The organism is Microcoleus sp. PH2017_24_DOB_U_A (genome assembly GCF_020738205.1).
In the GTDB taxonomy this organism is placed as follows: Bacteria; Cyanobacteriota; Cyanobacteriia; order Cyanobacteriales; family Microcoleaceae; genus Microcoleus.
Genome location: NZ_JAEQCT010000037.1, coordinates 1 through 16,864, shown reverse-complemented (window position 1 = coordinate 16,864; position 16,864 = coordinate 1). Strand labels below are relative to the sequence as shown.

Here is a 16,864-nt window from a genome sequence, read left to right as displayed (position 1 = left end):
AAAATAGAACATTTTTTGGATAGGCAAATTCGTTATTTCTAAGGAATAATGAGGAAATTATCAAGGTGTTTCTGGCTATTTGCTAAATCTACTGATGCCTCATGACAAGTGAAATCGCCTCAAACGGATTCCCAACCGGAGTCAAGAAAAGCTGAAAAATCCAGGGTAAGCTCATCGGATTTGTATAACTTGCAATACACAAAGTGGCCCGAGTAAGCATAGGACGTATAGCGCTCAATTTCCTTAACAGCCAACACACCTACAAACGCAATCTTCGACATATGCAAAATTTTAGAAATACGGAATCCACAAAGCAATTGATTAAAAAGTTAAGAGAGGGGTTAAAAATAGCTTTTGTTGGAGAAGTTAATAGTGGCAAGTCTTCTACAGTCAATGCTATTCGGGGCGAAGAAGTTGCAGAGGTATCTATCATCACGGGATCTACAGTAACTGATGATCCATACGAAGTACCCACATTGTCTAAAGCTGTGAAAATTATTGATACGCCTGGACTGAGAGCACCAGGAACAGATGTAAGTTTCTACAGGGGAGCAGATTTAGTTGTTTATTTCGTTAATGCTGCATCTGGCTGGACTGCGAGTAATAAGACAGATTTTTTTATATTAAAACAAATATATGCCTCTCACATCGTTATAGCCATCTCTAAAATAGACACAGTTCCCCCAAGAGAGGACTGGTTAAAGATAAAGCATCAAATCGAAAGAGATTTAGGTCATTCCTCTCCAAAAATTTTAGGAATTTGCAGTCTGGTGGCACAAGAAATTGGAATTGAAGAATTAAAAGAGGCTATTGCCAGAGGACTTGAAGATTCTCAGAAAGCTTTTTTGTTCAATCTAATTCTTAGAAGTAAATCAAAAGACTGTGCAAGTGTTATTCGTGAAACAATGATAAAAGTAACTTCTCTTGCAGCTTCAGGAATTCCAATCCATGAAATACCGAAGTTTGATGAAGAAATTATACAAATGATCCACAAAATAATTCTAGCTTGCAAATCTATCAGCAACTTGACTAAAGAAGATATTGAAGACGCTGAATTGCAAGCAAAAAATTTTTATAGTGAGTTTCATCAAGAATTCGGCTGGAAATTTGAATTTATTAAATGGGGAACTGGCATATCAAAACTTGTAGCGGGATTTTCTGGAACTACTGTATCGCTGGGTTTTGGAACTGCTGCTGGCTATGCTGCTGGAGTTGTTCTACAAACGCTGTGCTATGTAATTTGTGCTGGAATGATAGGATATAGAGCTAAAAAGCTTTATGTTGATAATGTTAGGGTTTCAATACATGAGCTAGAAAATTTTGCAAAGAAAATGGTTAAAGGGCTCATCTCTAAGAGAAATTTGGAAAACTTTATTCGACGCTTTACTACGGAAATATAGTGGCATCGCCCCTCTCCCGTCAGTTGAGTTTCCTCTCTCAGCCTAACATTCATCGGCGTTTAATGTGACTTTGGTGATGATCGATCGCAAAAATGAACTCCTGGTGGTAAATTGCCGTTTTCCCAGATCGATCGCCCTTTCTTGTTTCTGATGAGCTATAGTTGAAAATGAAAGAGCGCTGGCCCTTATTATTGTTCAACCCGGAGCGAGATCCCCACCGAGCGTCAAGAACGAGATCGCCCAAACCCCACAAATATCGCAAGATTTAGCGCGATCGCTTACAATAGAAAGTATAATCAACGCCCAAAATCAGTCGCCATGCCTGTAATTTCAATGTTTTATGGTGTCATCGTCAGAATGTACTACTTTGATAACCAAAAACATCAATGCCCGCACATCCACGTCAGCTATCAAGACGATGAAGCCGTATTTGCCATCCCTAATGGCGATATCCTTGAGGGGCAACTACAAAGATCTAAACTCAAGCTGGTTCAAGCCTGGATCGAAATCCATCAAGATGAACTGATGGCGGATTGGCAACTCGCAGTCAATGGGCAACAAGTCTTCAAAATCAACCCCCTCCAGTGATTCGGAGTAATTATATGTCTCCCAAAGTCATCAAGGTCGAACCCTTAGAAAACTATCGACTTCGCCTCACCTTTAGTAATGGCGAAATTCGTCTCTTTAATGTCACTCCCTATCTCGACAAAGGAATATTCACCGAACTTCAAAATATCGAATATTTTCAGCAAGTCAAACTTACTTTTGGCAGCATTCAATGGCCCCACGAGCAAGATTTTAGTCCGGATACCCTCTATCTTACCAGTCAACCCGAAGAAAAAACAGTAGAGTCGATATCGCCTTCCCCAGCCCTACGATAGTAATGTCTCAAATAAAAAAACGATGATTGTGGTCATAAAGAAGGCAGCGATCTCCCTTATAAATTATTTTGAAACAGCAGCGATCGTCCTTATTTTTTTCAAACAAGAGCGATCGCACTTTCTCTGAACTAATGATGCGCTGGCAACTTCTCCCCTATATCCAATTCGCCTTCGCGTAAAGTGTCAGTAGAAGAATTCCGATCGATAAATTCATCTAACAGTTCAAAAAATTGATCGAGTGCTTTACTTTCGTCTTCAGAATAAAAAAGAATGATGTTAGCCCAAGATTGGCTAGTCTGCACGTTGAATCTTTTTCGTATCCATTCAGGAAACGACATAAAATCGCTGTCTTGTTTTGTTGGCTGTTCTCCCAACTCATGTTTAGCAACGCTGTAACCCGATAAAAAAGCCTGAAGGCAAATAATTGAGTGTCTTCCCAAGTACATTGAAGGAGCTTTCTTGATTTTGTGAATCAGCGTATATAAATCGTGCATTATCCACCTCAATATTTTTCAAAAGTTGGTCAGCTTTGCCGCTCAAAATTCCTCTTCTATAATCTTAAAACTTCCCATACCCAGTTCCAGAGTAGGAGATGTTAAATTTTGTAGCCATTCCTGCCGAGTTACGCCACTACGATCTATATTGTCAAAAACAATTTCCTCTCCGTCAACTGTAATTGATATTCCGATGTGGTAGCCATTAGTAGCAATTTGCTGCCCTCGTCGTAAATCATAAATCACTGACCAAGGTAGGTCTTGCCTGCCTAAATCGAGCTTAATTTGCTTCCCATGCACCTTTCTGACTGTCAAGAACTCTTTGATTGCCTGACTACATTCAACACATTGAAAAACTCCATAAAGGGTAGCAATTTTAGCTATCTCTAGACGGATATCATCTAAACTACTCGGCTCTAAACTCAAAGTGGAAAGTTTACCTCCTACGCATAGATAAAAGTATATCTCAAAACAATTCCCATTCTGTATTTGCTGTTCGTGCGAATAACTCATAGTCGCGGACGGTATCAAGTCTTCTCGTCTGCGTTTTGAGATTTCGCGCCGCTGCTCAATTTCACCGTTATTCTCGATCGCACTCTGGTTCAAGTGCACTTGCAACGTCCTCGGTTGAAATGTACGCGCGGCGTAGCTATCTCGACCGGATTCGCCCCACCGAAAAAAGAGCGTGAAGCGAAGTTATCCCTCTTCGTGAATCGCCCCTGACACCAAATACCAAACACTTCGATGATTCTACAAATTGCGATCGCCAATTCCCTACTCATTCATAGCGATCGAGACTCGTATTGAACAGGCAGGATGCCTGTTCCACAATAATTATTAGAGATGGCTATTAGATATTGAGCGTTGGTCGCAAACAACAAACAACAAATAACCAATAACTAATAACAAACAACTAATAACCAATAACAAACAACCAATGACTAATCACAATTCAGCATAAAAGTCAACACTGTTTCATCAATTCCCTTGAGTTGCAGCGGCTTATATTTAACAATTCGATTCTCCTCAACATAATCTGCAACCGCAGCCGAAATCAGCACAGAGTTTGGTTCCGCCACCTCTTGCAAACGAGCAGCAATATTCACGCTCGGCCCGATCGCAGTATAATCCGATCGATCGGGGCCGCCAAACATCCCCACCACCGCAGTACCCTGGTGAATACCGCAGCGAAACCGCACCGGAGGCACCCCATTTTCCCCCACAATTCCCTGCTCCAACCAGCGCTCGTTAAGTTGCTTCAGAGCTCGCAGCATAAGCCTTGCAGCAGCTATAGCGCGGCGCACTTGCTCGTTTGGCGTTAGTTCCTCCGGCGCGCCAAAGAGAGCCATTACCGCATCTCCCACAAACTTGTCCACCGTACCGCCGCTGTCAAAAATAGCCTTAGTCATTGCCGCCAAATATTCATTCAACAGCTCAGCTACCCGGCGCGATCGCAGCGTATTTGCCATTTGAGTAAAACCGACAATATCGCTAAACAAAATAGTAATCAATCGCGGTTCCGGGCGCAAATCCAAGGCCAAATCTCCAGCCGCAGCGGCTTTCACCATCGACGGCGGCAAAAATCGGCGCAGCACCGACTCAGTTAAATAATTGTTCAACTGCTGCACTCGCCGCTCGTTTTGCTTGAGGGCGATTAAATTCCGCACTTCTGCCAACAATTCGCGATCGTTAAAAGGCTTCGATAAATAAGCATCAGCACCCCGTTCTACTCCTTCAATCCGAGTATCTGCGTCGGCTTTAGCAGTTAGCAAAATTGCCGGAGTTCCCCGCAAGTCTTCATCCTGTCGAATCATCCGAATCAAATCCAAACCCGAGATCACAGGCATCATCAAATCCGTGACAATTAAATCCGGACGGCGGTTTTTTGCCACGGCAAATCCTTCTTCTCCGTTGCGGGCGAGCAAAACTGCAAAGCCAGACTCTCGCAGAATTCCCGACACATAAAAGCGCAAATCTGGATTGTCGTCAACCACCAAAACCGTGCCAGCTACTGTTTCGGAATTTATCGGTTCTAGAGCCTCAAAGTTATGATTTTCTGCTTCATCTTCCGACAAGTCAGCTTCCACATCTGCCAGTTCCACCGCAGCTTTGGATGCGTGAAACTCGGCGGGGATTTCCAGTACCCGTTCTGGGGGCAAATGAGTCGAACCGAAGTGCAGCCAAACGGTAAAAGTAGTACCTTCGCCGTAAACAGAATCGACGGAAATTTGACCGCCGTGGAGTTCGACTAATTCTTTGACAAGTGCCAAACCTAAACCGCTGCCTTCGTAGGAACGGCTGGCGGAACCTTCGGCTTGGTGAAAGCGCTCGAATAAATAGGGAATTTGTTCGGTGCGAATGCCGATGCCGGTGTCTTTTACTTGCAACAAACAGTGAGCGCCGGCTGGTTCAACTGTCAGGGTGATTGTTCCCCCTTCTGGGGTGAATTTGACAGCATTTGATAGCAGGTTGTAAATAACTTTGTCAAATCTTTCAATATCTAAATAAAGTAAAGGACAGTCTTGCAGTTGGGTAATTAAGTGCAGTCCTTTTTTGTCGCAGTAGGCGCGGAAAGACTCTGCCGTAGAGTAACAAAAACCGACTAAATCGCACGGGCGAAAACTCGGCTGCATCCGTCCTGCATCGAGGCGCTGCAAGTCCAGCAGTTGATTTACCAACCGCAGGAGGCGGCGGGAATTACGCAAGGCGATGACGGCTTGTTCGTAGGGTAAGTCTTCTTTGCGGCCGCAAGCTGATTCTAGAGGGCCGATAGTTAGGGTGAGAGGGGTGCGGAATTCGTGGGAGATATTTTGGAAAAATTCGGTTTTGAGTCGATCGGCTTCCAGGAGCCTTTCTGCCTGCTGTCTGGTAGTCTGGTAGAGGCGCGACTGCTGCACCGCCAGAGCAGCTTGAGTTGCCACTATTTGAGCCAGGTCAATGTCTGAGAGGTTCCAGCGGCGGGTGCTGCAATTTTGGCGCAGCGAAATGCTGCCGATGATTTTGCCTTCGGAGATTAAGGGCACGACTAACAGGGCGCGGGCTGGCGATCGCACTTGCAGTTCTGTAACATTTAAATCGGGGCGTTCGTTGAGGTCTTCAATCGCCACGGGCTCTTTTGATACCATAACTTGCAGCAACACCGGATTGCCGCGAATCGGCACCAAAGACTGCGGCAGGGAAGGATGGGCAAAAACCCAGCCGGGAGGGTTCGCAGCAGCACTCTCAGCAGCAGTTTGAGGGCTTGGAGGATTCGCAACTACCTCTGAATTGTTAAAACCCTGTTTTACAGCCACGGTATCCCTATTTGTGTCGTAGAGACCAACGCACTGGACATATTCATCATCTTCTGTCCACAGAGATAGGGCGCAGCCGTCAACTTGCAAAGCTTGGCCGAGTTGTTGAGTAATCGCTGCAAAAATATTTTGGGGGTCGAGGCTCGATCGAATTGCCGTAGTAATAGTATTGACTAAGGTCTCGCGCTTTGCCAGCGCCCGTACCTGTTCGTAAGCCCTGGCTTGAGAAAGGGCCAAAGCCGCTTGGTCGGCCACCGTAATTACTAACTGTACCTCGTGGTCTTCCCACTGGCGCGGTCGATCGAACTGGTGCAGCGCCAAGACTGCCATCAGTTCCATTTGGTAAAACAGCGGTACGATTAAGCTCGATCGAATATTCGCAGCTTGGTAAGCCTGCAATCGCTGCTCATTGTCCCAGCTTAAAACTCGATCGTCAGTTTGAGCATCTTGAATCACCTCCACATCCAGAGTTTCCCAAACCAAATCCGGCAGCAAATCCGGCGAAAGTCGGGCGCTAGAAGCATCTCGTCTAGCTTCAGAATCGCCCCGCAACCCTTTACTTTCGGCCTTCTGGTAAACGAACCACTCATCAGCCACCCGGCCGTCTTGGAACGGCCGCAGCAAACAGCAACTCACCTCAAACATCTGCCCGACAGTTTCCACAATTCTTTGCAGCATTTGCTGGTAATTGGGAGCCGATCGAATAGTATTGGTAACGGCATAAAGCAGCGATTCTTGCGAGAGAGCCCTACGCAGTTCATTCGTGCGGGCTTTCAGGACATTGTGAGTATCAACAGCTTGACTGACAAGAGCTCTGAGTTCTTCAGCATCCCAAGGCTTGGTAACGAATTTGAATACTTTGCCAGCATTAATAGCTTCAACTAAATCTTCAACATCCGTATAGCCAGTTAAAATAATTCGGATCACATCGGGATATTGAGCCGCAGTCAGGCTGAGAAACTCTGTACCGCTCATTTTTGGCATTCGCTGATCGGAAATAATCACAGCAACTTCTCCCTCTTTTGCCAAAATTTCGAGGGCGGCGGGGCCAGATTCGGCTCTGAGCACTTTATAGTCTCGATGGAAGGTGCGGTAAAGCAAATCGAGGTTATCCGGTTCGTCATCGACGATTAGAAGTTTGAGCTTAGGATTTGATTGGGAATTCATGCACCGTTCTCCTGTGCCCCGGGGCAGTTCGATTTAATAAGTCTGTTGAAAAAAAGAATTCGCAGGTTTCAATTGCACGAGTCATACGACAGTTGACAGTTGACAGTTGACAGTTGACAGTTGTTACCTACTACTAATGACTGATGACTGATGACTGATGACTGATGACTGATGACTGATGACTGATGACATAAGGGTTTGGAGTTTGCCGGCAGTTGCATTATTTTTTGAAACTGGTGTCACACAAATTCGTGAATCTGAAGTTGTTGTGAGTGGGTCGAGGCAAGAATCAACCTTGATTTTTAATTTATGGGTTTTCAATTCCGAATTCTTCGATCGCCACAGTTGCCTGTAGTGCACCCCAATTTTATTATTTAATGATATTCACAAAAATCTCGTCTTGCGGGAAGTGTCCTTAACCCCTCACCTCTATGTTGAGCGTGAAAATAGGAATCCGCAACTTTTAACTGCCCTCTGGATATCTCATAATACATAGGAATAATCGTCCTGATTGTGAGTGGATTTGCCTTTCTTTATGTGTTATTATCGCTCATCTTCCTGTTTTATTTGGTGTGTAAAAACTGTCTGTAGCAGGATACAATAGACAACCAACATCTTCCCCTGTGTTTTTGCTGCCTAGGTGACAGCAACTTTCACATTCTGCCAAGGATATGGCTTTCCTCTCCGGCCCCTGTGTCCCTGACTGATATTCGGGGGGGGAGACAGACAGACAACACAGGCGGGGAAGTGCGAGTGACGCAATTGCTGTACCATTTTAGTGAGACTGGCACTTTTTGGGCAGAGCGCGGCATTTTTTATGCCTCGTCCAGACCAACGCCCAAGGCAATTACTGCGGCGAAACACCGCTATCTTGAGCATCCATCTGTTAATCTTAGCTAGGGATGTACTCTGTGGAAACCGATCGAGCCGCTCGATCGAAGTTTTGAAGCTCTCGATCGCCCGCAGCACAGTATCGCAGCACAATATCGCTGGACAATATCTAGCCCTCCGGCGCAACAGGTAAGGCCTGTTCGCGAGGGGACGGGCTTCCTGATTGCCCAGCACTGCTGAAAGCTGGGTTGTCGGGTTCTGGGACAGGCAGCCAACATCCGACTTGCGATCGCGCCCGGTATTAGTCTAGTAGATACTTGATATTGTCAATTACCGCTAGACGGATAAATTATATTCGATCGGGTATTTCTGCAAGCAGAGAGCGGTACGCTTCCGGGAACCAGACGTTAAAACCTTTTTGATTGTTTTTAATAACTTTCCCGCTACCCACAAATCTAGTATTAAGGGATGGGTTTTCATTGGAAATAAATTTAGTCTAAAATACTGAATATCTCCAATTTACATCAGATAATAGTTAGAGGAAAGTACAAAAAGAATGTGACTGAATCGCATTCATAAACTCTGAGTATAAGTCATACAATTTAATCTCTTAAATTTAAGATTCTCGATGACAAATATTATGATTGGGAGTTGGTCTAAAGTTACATTCTTTTTTTAAAAGTGATATTACATTATCACCAGAAGTGAAATTTCTCAGATGGGCAGATCGGTAACCCGCGTAGAAAAATTAATATAGTGACCTGGAATTGTGAATCCTTCCTTTTTTTCCTCAGCTTCTCACCAACAACAAACTCCCGGACTTTCTGGCTTTTCGATCCGGGTGGCTGCATCAAATGACTTGACGCAACTAGCGGATATTTTGGCCATGAGCTTTCACTCCCGCGAGGGGTTTGTAGAATGGGTGTATCCAGTGTTGCGTTTAGGCATTTACGAAGATTTAAAAAATCGACTCCGTTCTAAAGCAGAACACTATATTTGTCTCGTTGCTGAGCTAGTCTCGCGGGAGTCAGGAATGCAGAATTATCGATCGCACCAAACTCAGTCTATAGCAGGAACAATAGAAATGGCTCTGCGTTCTCGATTCCCTTGGCAAATACCGAATTCCGACTATCCTTACTTGTCAAATTTAGCAGTTCACCCGGAGTATCGGCGGCAGGGAATTGCTCAACAACTGCTCGACAACTGCGAGAATACAGCCCGAGAATGGGGATTTTCGGAGATTTACCTCCACGTTTTGGAAAACAATCACGGGGCGCGACAATTGTACTATCAAGCAGGCTACCGCTTGCAACAAGTGGATTGGCATTGGACTTATTGGCTATTCGGCCAGCCGCGCCGGCTATTTTTACGCAAGCAGATTTCCCTCTCATCAACTAAGTATGGGTAGTGGTGCATAAGCGCCTGCTTTTCGCACGCTCAATCGTTATGGAGAAAGGCTTGTATCAATTGCATCATTCAAGAAAGCAGCACTACCCAATTTCTACCTCCTGCTTCACTTCTAGTTGAACTTGAGCCTCAACAAATAGCGATTCCTTGATAATGAATTGGTTCATCAGGCTTGAGATTGTTCGAGAAATTTTTGTCTCCGAGAGGCGTAAACTGCCAAATCTGCCTCGGTGAATCGGGTTTTTTGCCATGAGGGACGAGACATTAGCCGATCGCACCAAGCTTGAATTTTGGGATATCCGTCTGTGGATACATCAACCCAAGATAGCAGAGGGACGACCGTACCAGCAACGCATTCAGCATATGTTAAGGTGTTGCTACCGAAAAAAGGGCGATCGTCCAACAAACCTTCAAAAAATGTCAGCACAGTATCGACTTTTTCCTTAGCCTTTGCGATTACCTGCGCTTCAGGAATTCCCCAGCCCATTTTTTCACTGCTGAGGGGGTAAAGTGCCGGCCCAAGTTCGTTAATCGTGACCAATTGTACCATTTTCACAATTGCCAAATCTTTCGCATCTTTGGGTAGCATGGCCGGTTCGGGATACTTCGCTTCTAGATAGTCAAGAATTGCCAGAGACTCGACGACGGTGAAACCATCATCGACCAAAACAGGGACGCGATGAAAAGGATTCATTGCGACAAATTCAGGCTCTAAATGATCGCCGTCCAAGTAGATTGTTATTAATTCAAAGTCGAGGTTTTTTTCGATGAGGGCAACCCACACGCGGCTGGAGTTGGTGGAAATGGGAGTATGGTAAAGTTTCATAAATTTTGTGCCTGTTTGTTGAGAGAGTCAGCTTTTGAGGATTGAGTTGCCGATCGGGCTACTGAAAATATTTAGATTTTAGTCAATTTTACACGCACAGGGGGCGATCGTACTTCTGGCACAATCGGACATCATTACCTGTAGTGCGATCGAGCTTGGATAGCATTTGATAACTTACGCTGCTAAACTGGTACAGCACACAGCGGTTGATCGCTTGTCAAGTTTCGAGGCTGTATTATGACCGTTAACTACCGAGTTGCAGCGATCGCTGATATTACGCTTCTTTTAGAACTTGTTAAAGAGTTTCATAAAAAAGAACAATTGGAATTCGACGAAAAAGTCGATCGTGATGTTTTAGCAAATCTTTTGGCTGATGCGTCTTTGGGACAAGTGTGGCTGATTCAGCAAGAAGATGAGGCGATCGGCTATATTATTTTGACGCTGGGTTACAGTTTAGAATACCGAGGCAGGGATGCCTTTATTGACGAGTTTTATATCCGACCCAACTATCGCGGACAAGGCATTGGAACTCAGACTTTAGCATTTGCAGAGGATACCTGCCGAGTTTTGGGAGTCCAAGCTCTTCATCTGGAAGTAGATTTTGAAAATCCCGATGCACAGCGTCTTTATCACAGAGTAGGTTATCAAAGTCATAACCGTTTTCTGATGACTAAAAATTTGGCAGTCTCTGAAGACAAGGATTTGGGCAATTAAGAATGTTCTCACACTCTTGATGGGCTGATTATTGATTGATAGTGACTTCCTGGCGCACAGACGAGGTAATCGCCTCTACTAGAAATAATCGCTCGCTAAGTGACAAATTAAGCGTTAATTTCATTAATTCTTGAAAAGATAATTCTTCTTTTGCATATTCGGAAGAATTATCATTCCGATCTGGCGAAAAAACCTCATCAGAACTTAAAGGCTTGACTGAAGTATTATGCTCTAAACTTTTCTTCATATCTGCGAGTAGAAGCTCTAAAAATTTAATATCGTTCCCTAGATCCGCAGCCTCATCCTCTTCTATATCTTCAATTACCTGCAAACGTTCTTGATAGGCATTGATTTGATGTTCGATCGCTTCTATAATAAACCTTAAATCTTTAAATGATAAATTCATATTGCTTAGCTGTCATTTGATTTATTTTCTCCAAGTTTATCCTCGACCGTTTCACCGTCTCCACTATCGGCTAAATTGTTACTTTCATCTGAAACTTCATAATTATCCATAATTTCAAGCAATAAATGCTTTAAATTCTTATCCGGTGGTCGTTTCTCAAATTCTGCGTGTGTGTAAATCCAAATTAACACAACTTCTTTTTTTGTAATATCTAACAAATAGATAAGTCGCCCCTGTTCAGCGGCTCCCCGAAGCTGAGGCATTTTAAACTCAAGCTTCCAAAATTCCAACCCCTCACGGCTACAGCCTTTGGGCCAAGGTTCTAAATGTCCCAACGGTGGACGGGGACGGGGGTCAACACTCAAAATTCTGAGGAATTTTTGGATTAATTCGACAAATTTCACTAATCCTACCTGATTTTTACGATAGTGATCGCGGATTAGTTTTTGCTGAGTTTTATCAAAGTTCTTCGAGAGCTTGATATGAAATTGCTCTGATTCGTTCACAGGCCTCCTCCGCTGTCATCGCCTCGATAGTTTCTAACTCTTCAAAAGTCTGTTCCAGGGCTTCAGATAGTGCTTTTTGATAAGCAATATCTTCCCGTTCTACTCCACTCAAGATCGCATTAAGAAGACGTTGAAATGCTGCACCGTAAGCTATAAAAGCGTCTTGCTCACCTTTGATTGCAATTGAAAATAAAGAAAAAGCCAAATAAAAACGCCCTAAAAATTCACTAAAAACTCCCTTAATTCCTTGAGGGGGTTCAATTAAGGCATAGGCAAAAATTTTGAGTAATTCTCTAGTCTCAGGGGGAATCTGCTCCCAACGAGCGTCAATTATGACAGCTAAATTGTTTGCTTTTTGAGCCAGTTCCCAAAACCTTGAAGCGCTGGATGTGCGCGGCTGAAATATCTGCCGAATTTCGCTGGGGCTAATTGTAATAGTGGCTGACATTGGCCTGACCTCTTGCGATGCGATCGCTTTACGGATACTCAATCATTCTTAGTATATCAGTCAGGCCATACAAAAATTTAGCTGTCCCCTGGGAGCGACAGCTATTTCTATGAAAAAGGCGGACCCGAAAGCCCGCCCTCTCAAACTATCGATTAATAATCGAAGTCGCCGCCGCCCATGCCGCCGCCGCCGCCAGAAGCAGCGCCTTCTTTGGGTTCAGGCTTGTCAACGACGATGCACTCGGTTGTCAGCACCATGCCGGCAATAGATGCGGCATTTTGCAGAGCAGAACGAGTTACCTTCGCAGGGTCAACGATACCAGCTTCAAACATATCGACAAACTCATTTGTCGCTGCATTGAAACCAACGTTAAACGGCTTTTCTTTGACGCGCTCAGCGATGACAGCGCCATTCAAACCAGCATTTTCAGCAATCCGCTTCAGGGGAGCAGCCAGAGCCCGTGCCACAATCAAAGCACCGGTTAACTCTTCGCCCTTCAGATTGGCATTCGCCCACTCTTCCAATTGAGGAGTTAGGTGAGCCAAAGTTGTACCGCCACCAGGAACGATGCCTTCTTCGACAGCAGCTTTGGTTGCGTTGATCGCATCTTCAAGACGCAGTTTGCGATCCTTCATTTCGGTTTCAGTCGCAGCGCCGACTTTGATGACTGCGACGCCGCCGGCCAATTTAGCCAAACGTTCTTGCAGCTTTTCTTTGTCGTAGGAAGATTCGGTTTCGTCCATTTGACGGCGAATTTGTTCGCAGCGAGATTTGACTGCGACTTCGTTACCTTCGGCAACAATTGTCGTGCTGTCTTTGGTGATGGTGATGCGGCGGGCTTTGCCGATCATGTCCAGCTTGGTGTTTTCCAGTTTCAAACCGGCGTCTTCGGTGATTAGTTGACCGCCGGTCAATACGGCGATATCTTCTAACATGGCTTTGCGTCGATCGCCAAAACCAGGTGCTTTAACAGCAGTTACATTCAACACACCGCGCAGTTTGTTGACAACGAGAGTAGCTAAAGCTTCTTTCTCAATGTCTTCTGCAATGATCAACAGCGGGCGGCCGGAACGAGCTACTTGTTCGAGCACTGGTACTAAGTCTTGTACCAAGCCGATTTTCTTGTCTGTCAGCAAGATGAAGGGTTCTTCTAGAATCGCTTCCATCCGTTCGGTGTCGGTGACGAAGTAGGGAGAAATGTAGCCTTTGTCGAAGCGCATCCCTTCGGTGATTTCGAGTTCGGTGGTCATAGACTTCCCTTCTTCCAGGGAAATTACGCCTTCCTTGCCCACTTTGTCCATTGCATTGGCAATCATTTGGCCGACTTCATCGTCGTTACCAGCAGAGATTGAGCCGACTTGAGCGATGGATTTGGAATCTTCTACTTGTTTGGCGTGTTCGGCAATCTTTTCGACCAAGAAGCCGGTTGCTTTGTCAACACCGCGCTTGAGGGCGATCGCATTTGCACCAGCAGCTACGTTACGCAGACCTTCTTTGACCATTGCGTGAGCCAGAACGGTAGCAGTTGTGGTGCCGTCGCCTGCTGCGTCGTTGGTTTTGGAAGCAGCTTGACGGATCAAGGCAACGCCTGTATTTTCTACGTGGTCTTCGAGTTCGATTTCTTTGGCGATGGTTACGCCGTCATTGACGATTTGAGGAGCTCCGAATTTCTTTTCGAGAACGACGTTACGACCTTTGGGGCCGAGGGTAACGGCGACTGCTTCGGCGAGAATGTCCATACCGCGTTCGAGGGCGCGACGTGCATTTTCGTTGTAGATTATACGCTTAGCCATAGTTTTTGGGGATGAGAGGGTTTGAGATTTTAGATTGGGGATGGATGGCGAGTCATTTGTCTTGTGTCATTAGTTTTTTGGCGGCGTTCGCTTTAAACTAATGACTAATGACTGATGACTGATGACTGATGACTAATGATTAATTAGTTGACGATCGCCAGAATATCTTTTTCGGCCAACAAGACGTATTCGTCAGTGCCGAGTTTGATGTCGGTACCGGCATACTTCGAGTAGAGAACTTTGTCGCCGACTTTGACTTCCATTTCAACGCGCTTGCCGTCGTCGTTGCGCTTGCCGGGGCCCACGGCCGCGACTTCGCCTACTTGGGGCTTTTCCTTAGCTGTGTCGGGTAGAAGGATGCCGCCGGCGGTTTTTTCTTCGCTAGCGCTTACTTTCACGAACACGCGCTCGCCTAGCGGTTTAACGGTAGAAACACTCAGTGATACTGCTGCCATAAATAAATCTCCAGATTACAGATCCTAGTCAGTTAGCCGTCAGTGGTCGCGATGAAAGCAACGGCTGACTGCTTACACTGACATATTAGCACTCTCGACTCCTGAGTGCTAATTTAGCTTTAGTAAGGGGCGATCGCAACTTATCTGTCTGTACGGGTTCCCGAACCGAGGATGAGTGGGGGAATGGGAGAGTGGGAGAGTGGGAGAGTGGGAGAGTGGGAGAGTGGGAGAGTGGGAGAGTGGGAGAGTGGGAGAGTGGTGATGAGTTTCGATCGCTAATTAATTATTATTAACGAATGAATAAAATATCTGAAAATAACAACGATGAATCTTGCAGCCAAGGCTTGAGCGCTTGCGTCCAAAGCCTGGGAATAGAGCGAATTGAACGGCATATTTTTATCTGTGCCGACCAAACCGTGCCCAAGTGTTGCGATCGAGAAAGCAGTCTGGTGGCTTGGAATTACTTAAAAAAACGCTTGCAAGAATTGGGGTTGGACAAGCCAAAAGCCGATCGGCAAACCTGCATTTTTCGGACTAAAGCTAACTGCCTGCAAGTGTGCGCGTCTGGCCCGATTATGGTAGTCTACCCAGACGGAGTGTGGTATCGCGATGTTACTCCCCTCGTCATGGAGAGAATTATTCAGGAACATCTGATCGGCTCACAGGTGGTTGAAGAATACGCTTTTTTGACTCATCCTTTGCCGGAGCCTGCTGAGGCGAAAGCAGATATTTAACTATAGCGCGGTGAAAAAGCACAGCAGGATAAGTAAGGTGTTAGGTTTAAGACGGTAAAGTAGAGAGCGTGAGCGCGTTGGGCGATCGCACCTGCGGATCGATCGAACAACTGTACTCTCCTACCTGTTTCTGGTAGTCTTGCTTGTCGCTGTGTGTTTTTTTAAGAGGTGTATCGAAGCAGTTCGATCGCCCTCTGGCGAGAGTTTGCCGAAAAGTTTCTCAGTAGCAGACATCCGGCAGTTTGCCAAACTACACTAGAAATAGTTAAATACGTAAGTAGGGAGCCTGCTTAAATTTCTCTATATCAGAAGTATCATTTAAAACCGGGGCATCAACTTGCAATTGAACCGATCGAGATTAAATATTTAACTTGGGCTAGGGAGCGTGAGTCTTCCATCAATCAAGGCCGATCGTGACAGGCGATCGTCCATTACAGGTTTTGGCTCCGTTCCAGGTCGCAAGACATTCACAAACGGGCATCGAACACTGGGAGAGGAAGCGGTAATACCCGCCCCGCTTTCCCCTCACCGCCATCCCTTCACCCCACCGCCGTCCTCAACCCCCAACTTTCCCGGGCTGACACTGGACTGACGGAAAAAACAGGAGTGAAAAACAAGGAATTGTGCGGGATACTCTAGCGGGAAGAAACATGAAGGACAATAATTCAGGAGAGCAAAAACGGCTGATGCTGGTTGACGACGACCCGAACTTGATCTTGCTAGTCAAGGATTACTTAGAGTTTCGGGGCTACAACGTCATCACAGCAGAAAACGGCAGACACGCTCTAGAAAAACTCGAACAAGAAGTCCCCGATTTGATCATCTGTGATGTGATGATGCCAGAAATGGACGGGTACACTTTAGTCAAACACATCAGAGAAGACCCGCGCACGAGCTGGATTCCGGTTCTTTTCTTGTCCGCCAAAGGTCAAAGTTCCGATCGAGTAAAAGGCTTGAGCACTGGAGCTGATGTTTATATAGTTAAGCCTTTTGAGCCCGAAGAACTGGTAGCCCAAGTAGAATCTTCTCTGAAAGCAGCATCCCGCTTGATTCGTCACTCAAATCCAGGTATAGAGAGCGGCCCGAAAATTAAGGCGCGCCGCAATGTCGAATTGACTCCCACTGAGTTAAAGGTGGTACAGTTGCTAGCGCAGGGTATGGCAAACCGCCAGATCGCAGACGTGATGAATGTCAGCCAGCGCACTATAGAGAGCCACGTTAGCAATATGCTGGGCAAAACAGGTCTGCATAACCGGACAGAGCTAGCTCGCTGGGCCCTGGAAAGCAAAAAGGCTTGAGTTTAGGCTCTAGCGCTGTGAAATTAGGGGAGAAAAAGATACTGCAATCCGATTCGGTATGCTTGCTGGGCGATAGGGTGGTTGGCGTGGTAGTTTCGATCCCCATTAAGCTTGACCGAAAAACGAGGCGCAAGCCCCGTCCTTTTAAGGCTGGGGTCTAGCCGATTAGCGACTTCAGTCGCCTTGGAGCGAGTGCGCGGCTTCAGCCACA

General features: G+C 45.7%; 18 protein-coding genes. 8 read left to right on the top strand and 10 right to left on the bottom strand.

The features are described from left to right. Window positions 1–281 precede the first annotated feature (281 nt). From JGK07_RS10985 to JGK07_RS10975, 3 genes are all read left to right on the top strand, one after another. On the top strand, window positions 282–1,400 hold the full coding sequence (locus JGK07_RS10985) for a GTPase domain-containing protein (protein WP_293196919.1): 1,119 nt from the start codon (window positions 282–284) through the stop codon (window positions 1,398–1,400). A 318-nt stretch (window positions 1,401–1,718) separates the two neighbouring features. Further along, window positions 1,719–1,988: a DUF4160 domain-containing protein gene (locus JGK07_RS10980; RefSeq protein ID WP_293196920.1), complete on the top strand. Its 270-nt coding sequence runs from the start codon at window positions 1,719–1,721 to the stop codon at window positions 1,986–1,988. A 14-nt stretch (window positions 1,989–2,002) separates the two neighbouring features. Continuing rightward, on the top strand, window positions 2,003–2,281 hold the full coding sequence (locus JGK07_RS10975) for a DUF2442 domain-containing protein (protein ID WP_293196921.1): 279 nt from the start codon (window positions 2,003–2,005) through the stop codon (window positions 2,279–2,281). 128 nt (window positions 2,282–2,409) lie between these two features. Here JGK07_RS10975 and JGK07_RS10970 read toward each other — a convergent pair whose 3' ends face one another. The 3 genes from JGK07_RS10970 to JGK07_RS10960 all read right to left on the bottom strand — a co-directional run bounded on the left by JGK07_RS10970 (window position 2,410) and on the right by JGK07_RS10960 (window position 7,235). Then, window positions 2,410–2,775 carry a hypothetical protein gene (locus JGK07_RS10970; protein ID WP_293196922.1) on the bottom strand — a complete coding sequence of 122 codons (366 nt, stop codon included), beginning with the start codon at window positions 2,773–2,775 and terminating at the stop codon, window positions 2,410–2,412. A 42-nt stretch (window positions 2,776–2,817) separates the two neighbouring features. Further along, entirely contained in the window at window positions 2,818–3,387 is a 570-nt protein-coding gene (locus tag JGK07_RS10965) for a papain fold toxin domain-containing protein (protein WP_293196923.1), read from the bottom strand. A gap of 329 nt (window positions 3,388–3,716) precedes the next feature. Then, window positions 3,717–7,235 carry a response regulator gene (locus JGK07_RS10960; protein WP_293179019.1) on the bottom strand — a complete coding sequence of 1,173 codons (3,519 nt, stop codon included), beginning with the start codon at window positions 7,233–7,235 and terminating at the stop codon, window positions 3,717–3,719. Between the two features lie 817 nt (window positions 7,236–8,052). On the opposite strand from JGK07_RS10960, the gene JGK07_RS10955 reads away from it, so the two are divergent. Together JGK07_RS10955 and JGK07_RS10950 are read left to right on the top strand one after the other, a co-directional pair. Further along, window positions 8,053–8,259: a hypothetical protein gene (locus tag JGK07_RS10955; RefSeq protein ID WP_293179016.1), complete on the top strand. Its 207-nt coding sequence runs from the start codon at window positions 8,053–8,055 to the stop codon at window positions 8,257–8,259. 576 nt (window positions 8,260–8,835) lie between these two features. Then, the gene (locus tag JGK07_RS10950; RefSeq protein WP_293179013.1) at window positions 8,836–9,474 is read left to right on the top strand and encodes a GNAT family N-acetyltransferase; all 639 of its coding nucleotides are present in this window, start codon (window positions 8,836–8,838) and stop codon (window positions 9,472–9,474) included. 165 nt (window positions 9,475–9,639) lie between these two features. Here JGK07_RS10950 and JGK07_RS10945 read toward each other — a convergent pair whose 3' ends face one another. Beyond that, window positions 9,640–10,299 (bottom strand): glutathione S-transferase family protein, encoded by a 660-nt coding sequence (locus JGK07_RS10945; RefSeq protein WP_293179010.1) that lies wholly within the window; start codon window positions 10,297–10,299, stop codon window positions 9,640–9,642. 237 nt (window positions 10,300–10,536) lie between these two features. Between JGK07_RS10945 and JGK07_RS10940 the strand changes: the two genes are divergently transcribed. Further along, complete coding sequence (locus JGK07_RS10940) at window positions 10,537–11,013, top strand: N-acetyltransferase (protein ID WP_293179007.1); 477 nt, start codon at window positions 10,537–10,539, stop codon at window positions 11,011–11,013. A gap of 28 nt (window positions 11,014–11,041) precedes the next feature. Here JGK07_RS10940 and JGK07_RS10935 read toward each other — a convergent pair whose 3' ends face one another. From JGK07_RS10935 to groES, 5 genes are all read right to left on the bottom strand, one after another. After that, entirely contained in the window at window positions 11,042–11,419 is a 378-nt protein-coding gene (locus JGK07_RS10935; RefSeq protein WP_293179004.1) for a hypothetical protein, read from the bottom strand. A gap of 5 nt (window positions 11,420–11,424) precedes the next feature. After that, complete coding sequence (locus tag JGK07_RS10930; protein WP_293179001.1) at window positions 11,425–11,925, bottom strand: hypothetical protein; 501 nt, start codon at window positions 11,923–11,925, stop codon at window positions 11,425–11,427. After that, window positions 11,879–12,373: a hypothetical protein gene (locus JGK07_RS10925; RefSeq protein WP_293178998.1), complete on the bottom strand. Its 495-nt coding sequence runs from the start codon at window positions 12,371–12,373 to the stop codon at window positions 11,879–11,881. Before JGK07_RS10925 ends, JGK07_RS10930 begins: the two co-directional genes overlap by 47 nt. Before the next feature lie 152 nt (window positions 12,374–12,525). Next, complete coding sequence (gene groL, locus JGK07_RS10920; RefSeq protein WP_293178995.1) at window positions 12,526–14,166, bottom strand: chaperonin GroEL; 1,641 nt, start codon at window positions 14,164–14,166, stop codon at window positions 12,526–12,528. A gap of 143 nt (window positions 14,167–14,309) precedes the next feature. Then, window positions 14,310–14,621 (bottom strand): co-chaperone GroES, encoded by a 312-nt coding sequence (gene groES / locus JGK07_RS10915; protein ID WP_194008182.1) that lies wholly within the window; start codon window positions 14,619–14,621, stop codon window positions 14,310–14,312. Window positions 14,622–14,917: 296 nt separating this feature from the next. Between groES and JGK07_RS10910 the strand changes: the two genes are divergently transcribed. Beyond that, window positions 14,918–15,355 carry a ferredoxin gene (locus tag JGK07_RS10910; protein WP_293178992.1) on the top strand — a complete coding sequence of 146 codons (438 nt, stop codon included), beginning with the start codon at window positions 14,918–14,920 and terminating at the stop codon, window positions 15,353–15,355. A 650-nt stretch (window positions 15,356–16,005) separates the two neighbouring features. Then, complete coding sequence (locus JGK07_RS10905; protein WP_293125294.1) at window positions 16,006–16,653, top strand: response regulator transcription factor; 648 nt, start codon at window positions 16,006–16,008, stop codon at window positions 16,651–16,653. A gap of 23 nt (window positions 16,654–16,676) precedes the next feature. Here the strand turns inward: JGK07_RS10905 and JGK07_RS10900 are convergent. Next, window positions 16,677–16,864: hypothetical protein (locus tag JGK07_RS10900; RefSeq protein WP_293233552.1), on the bottom strand; the 188-nt coding region annotated here is incomplete at its 5' end.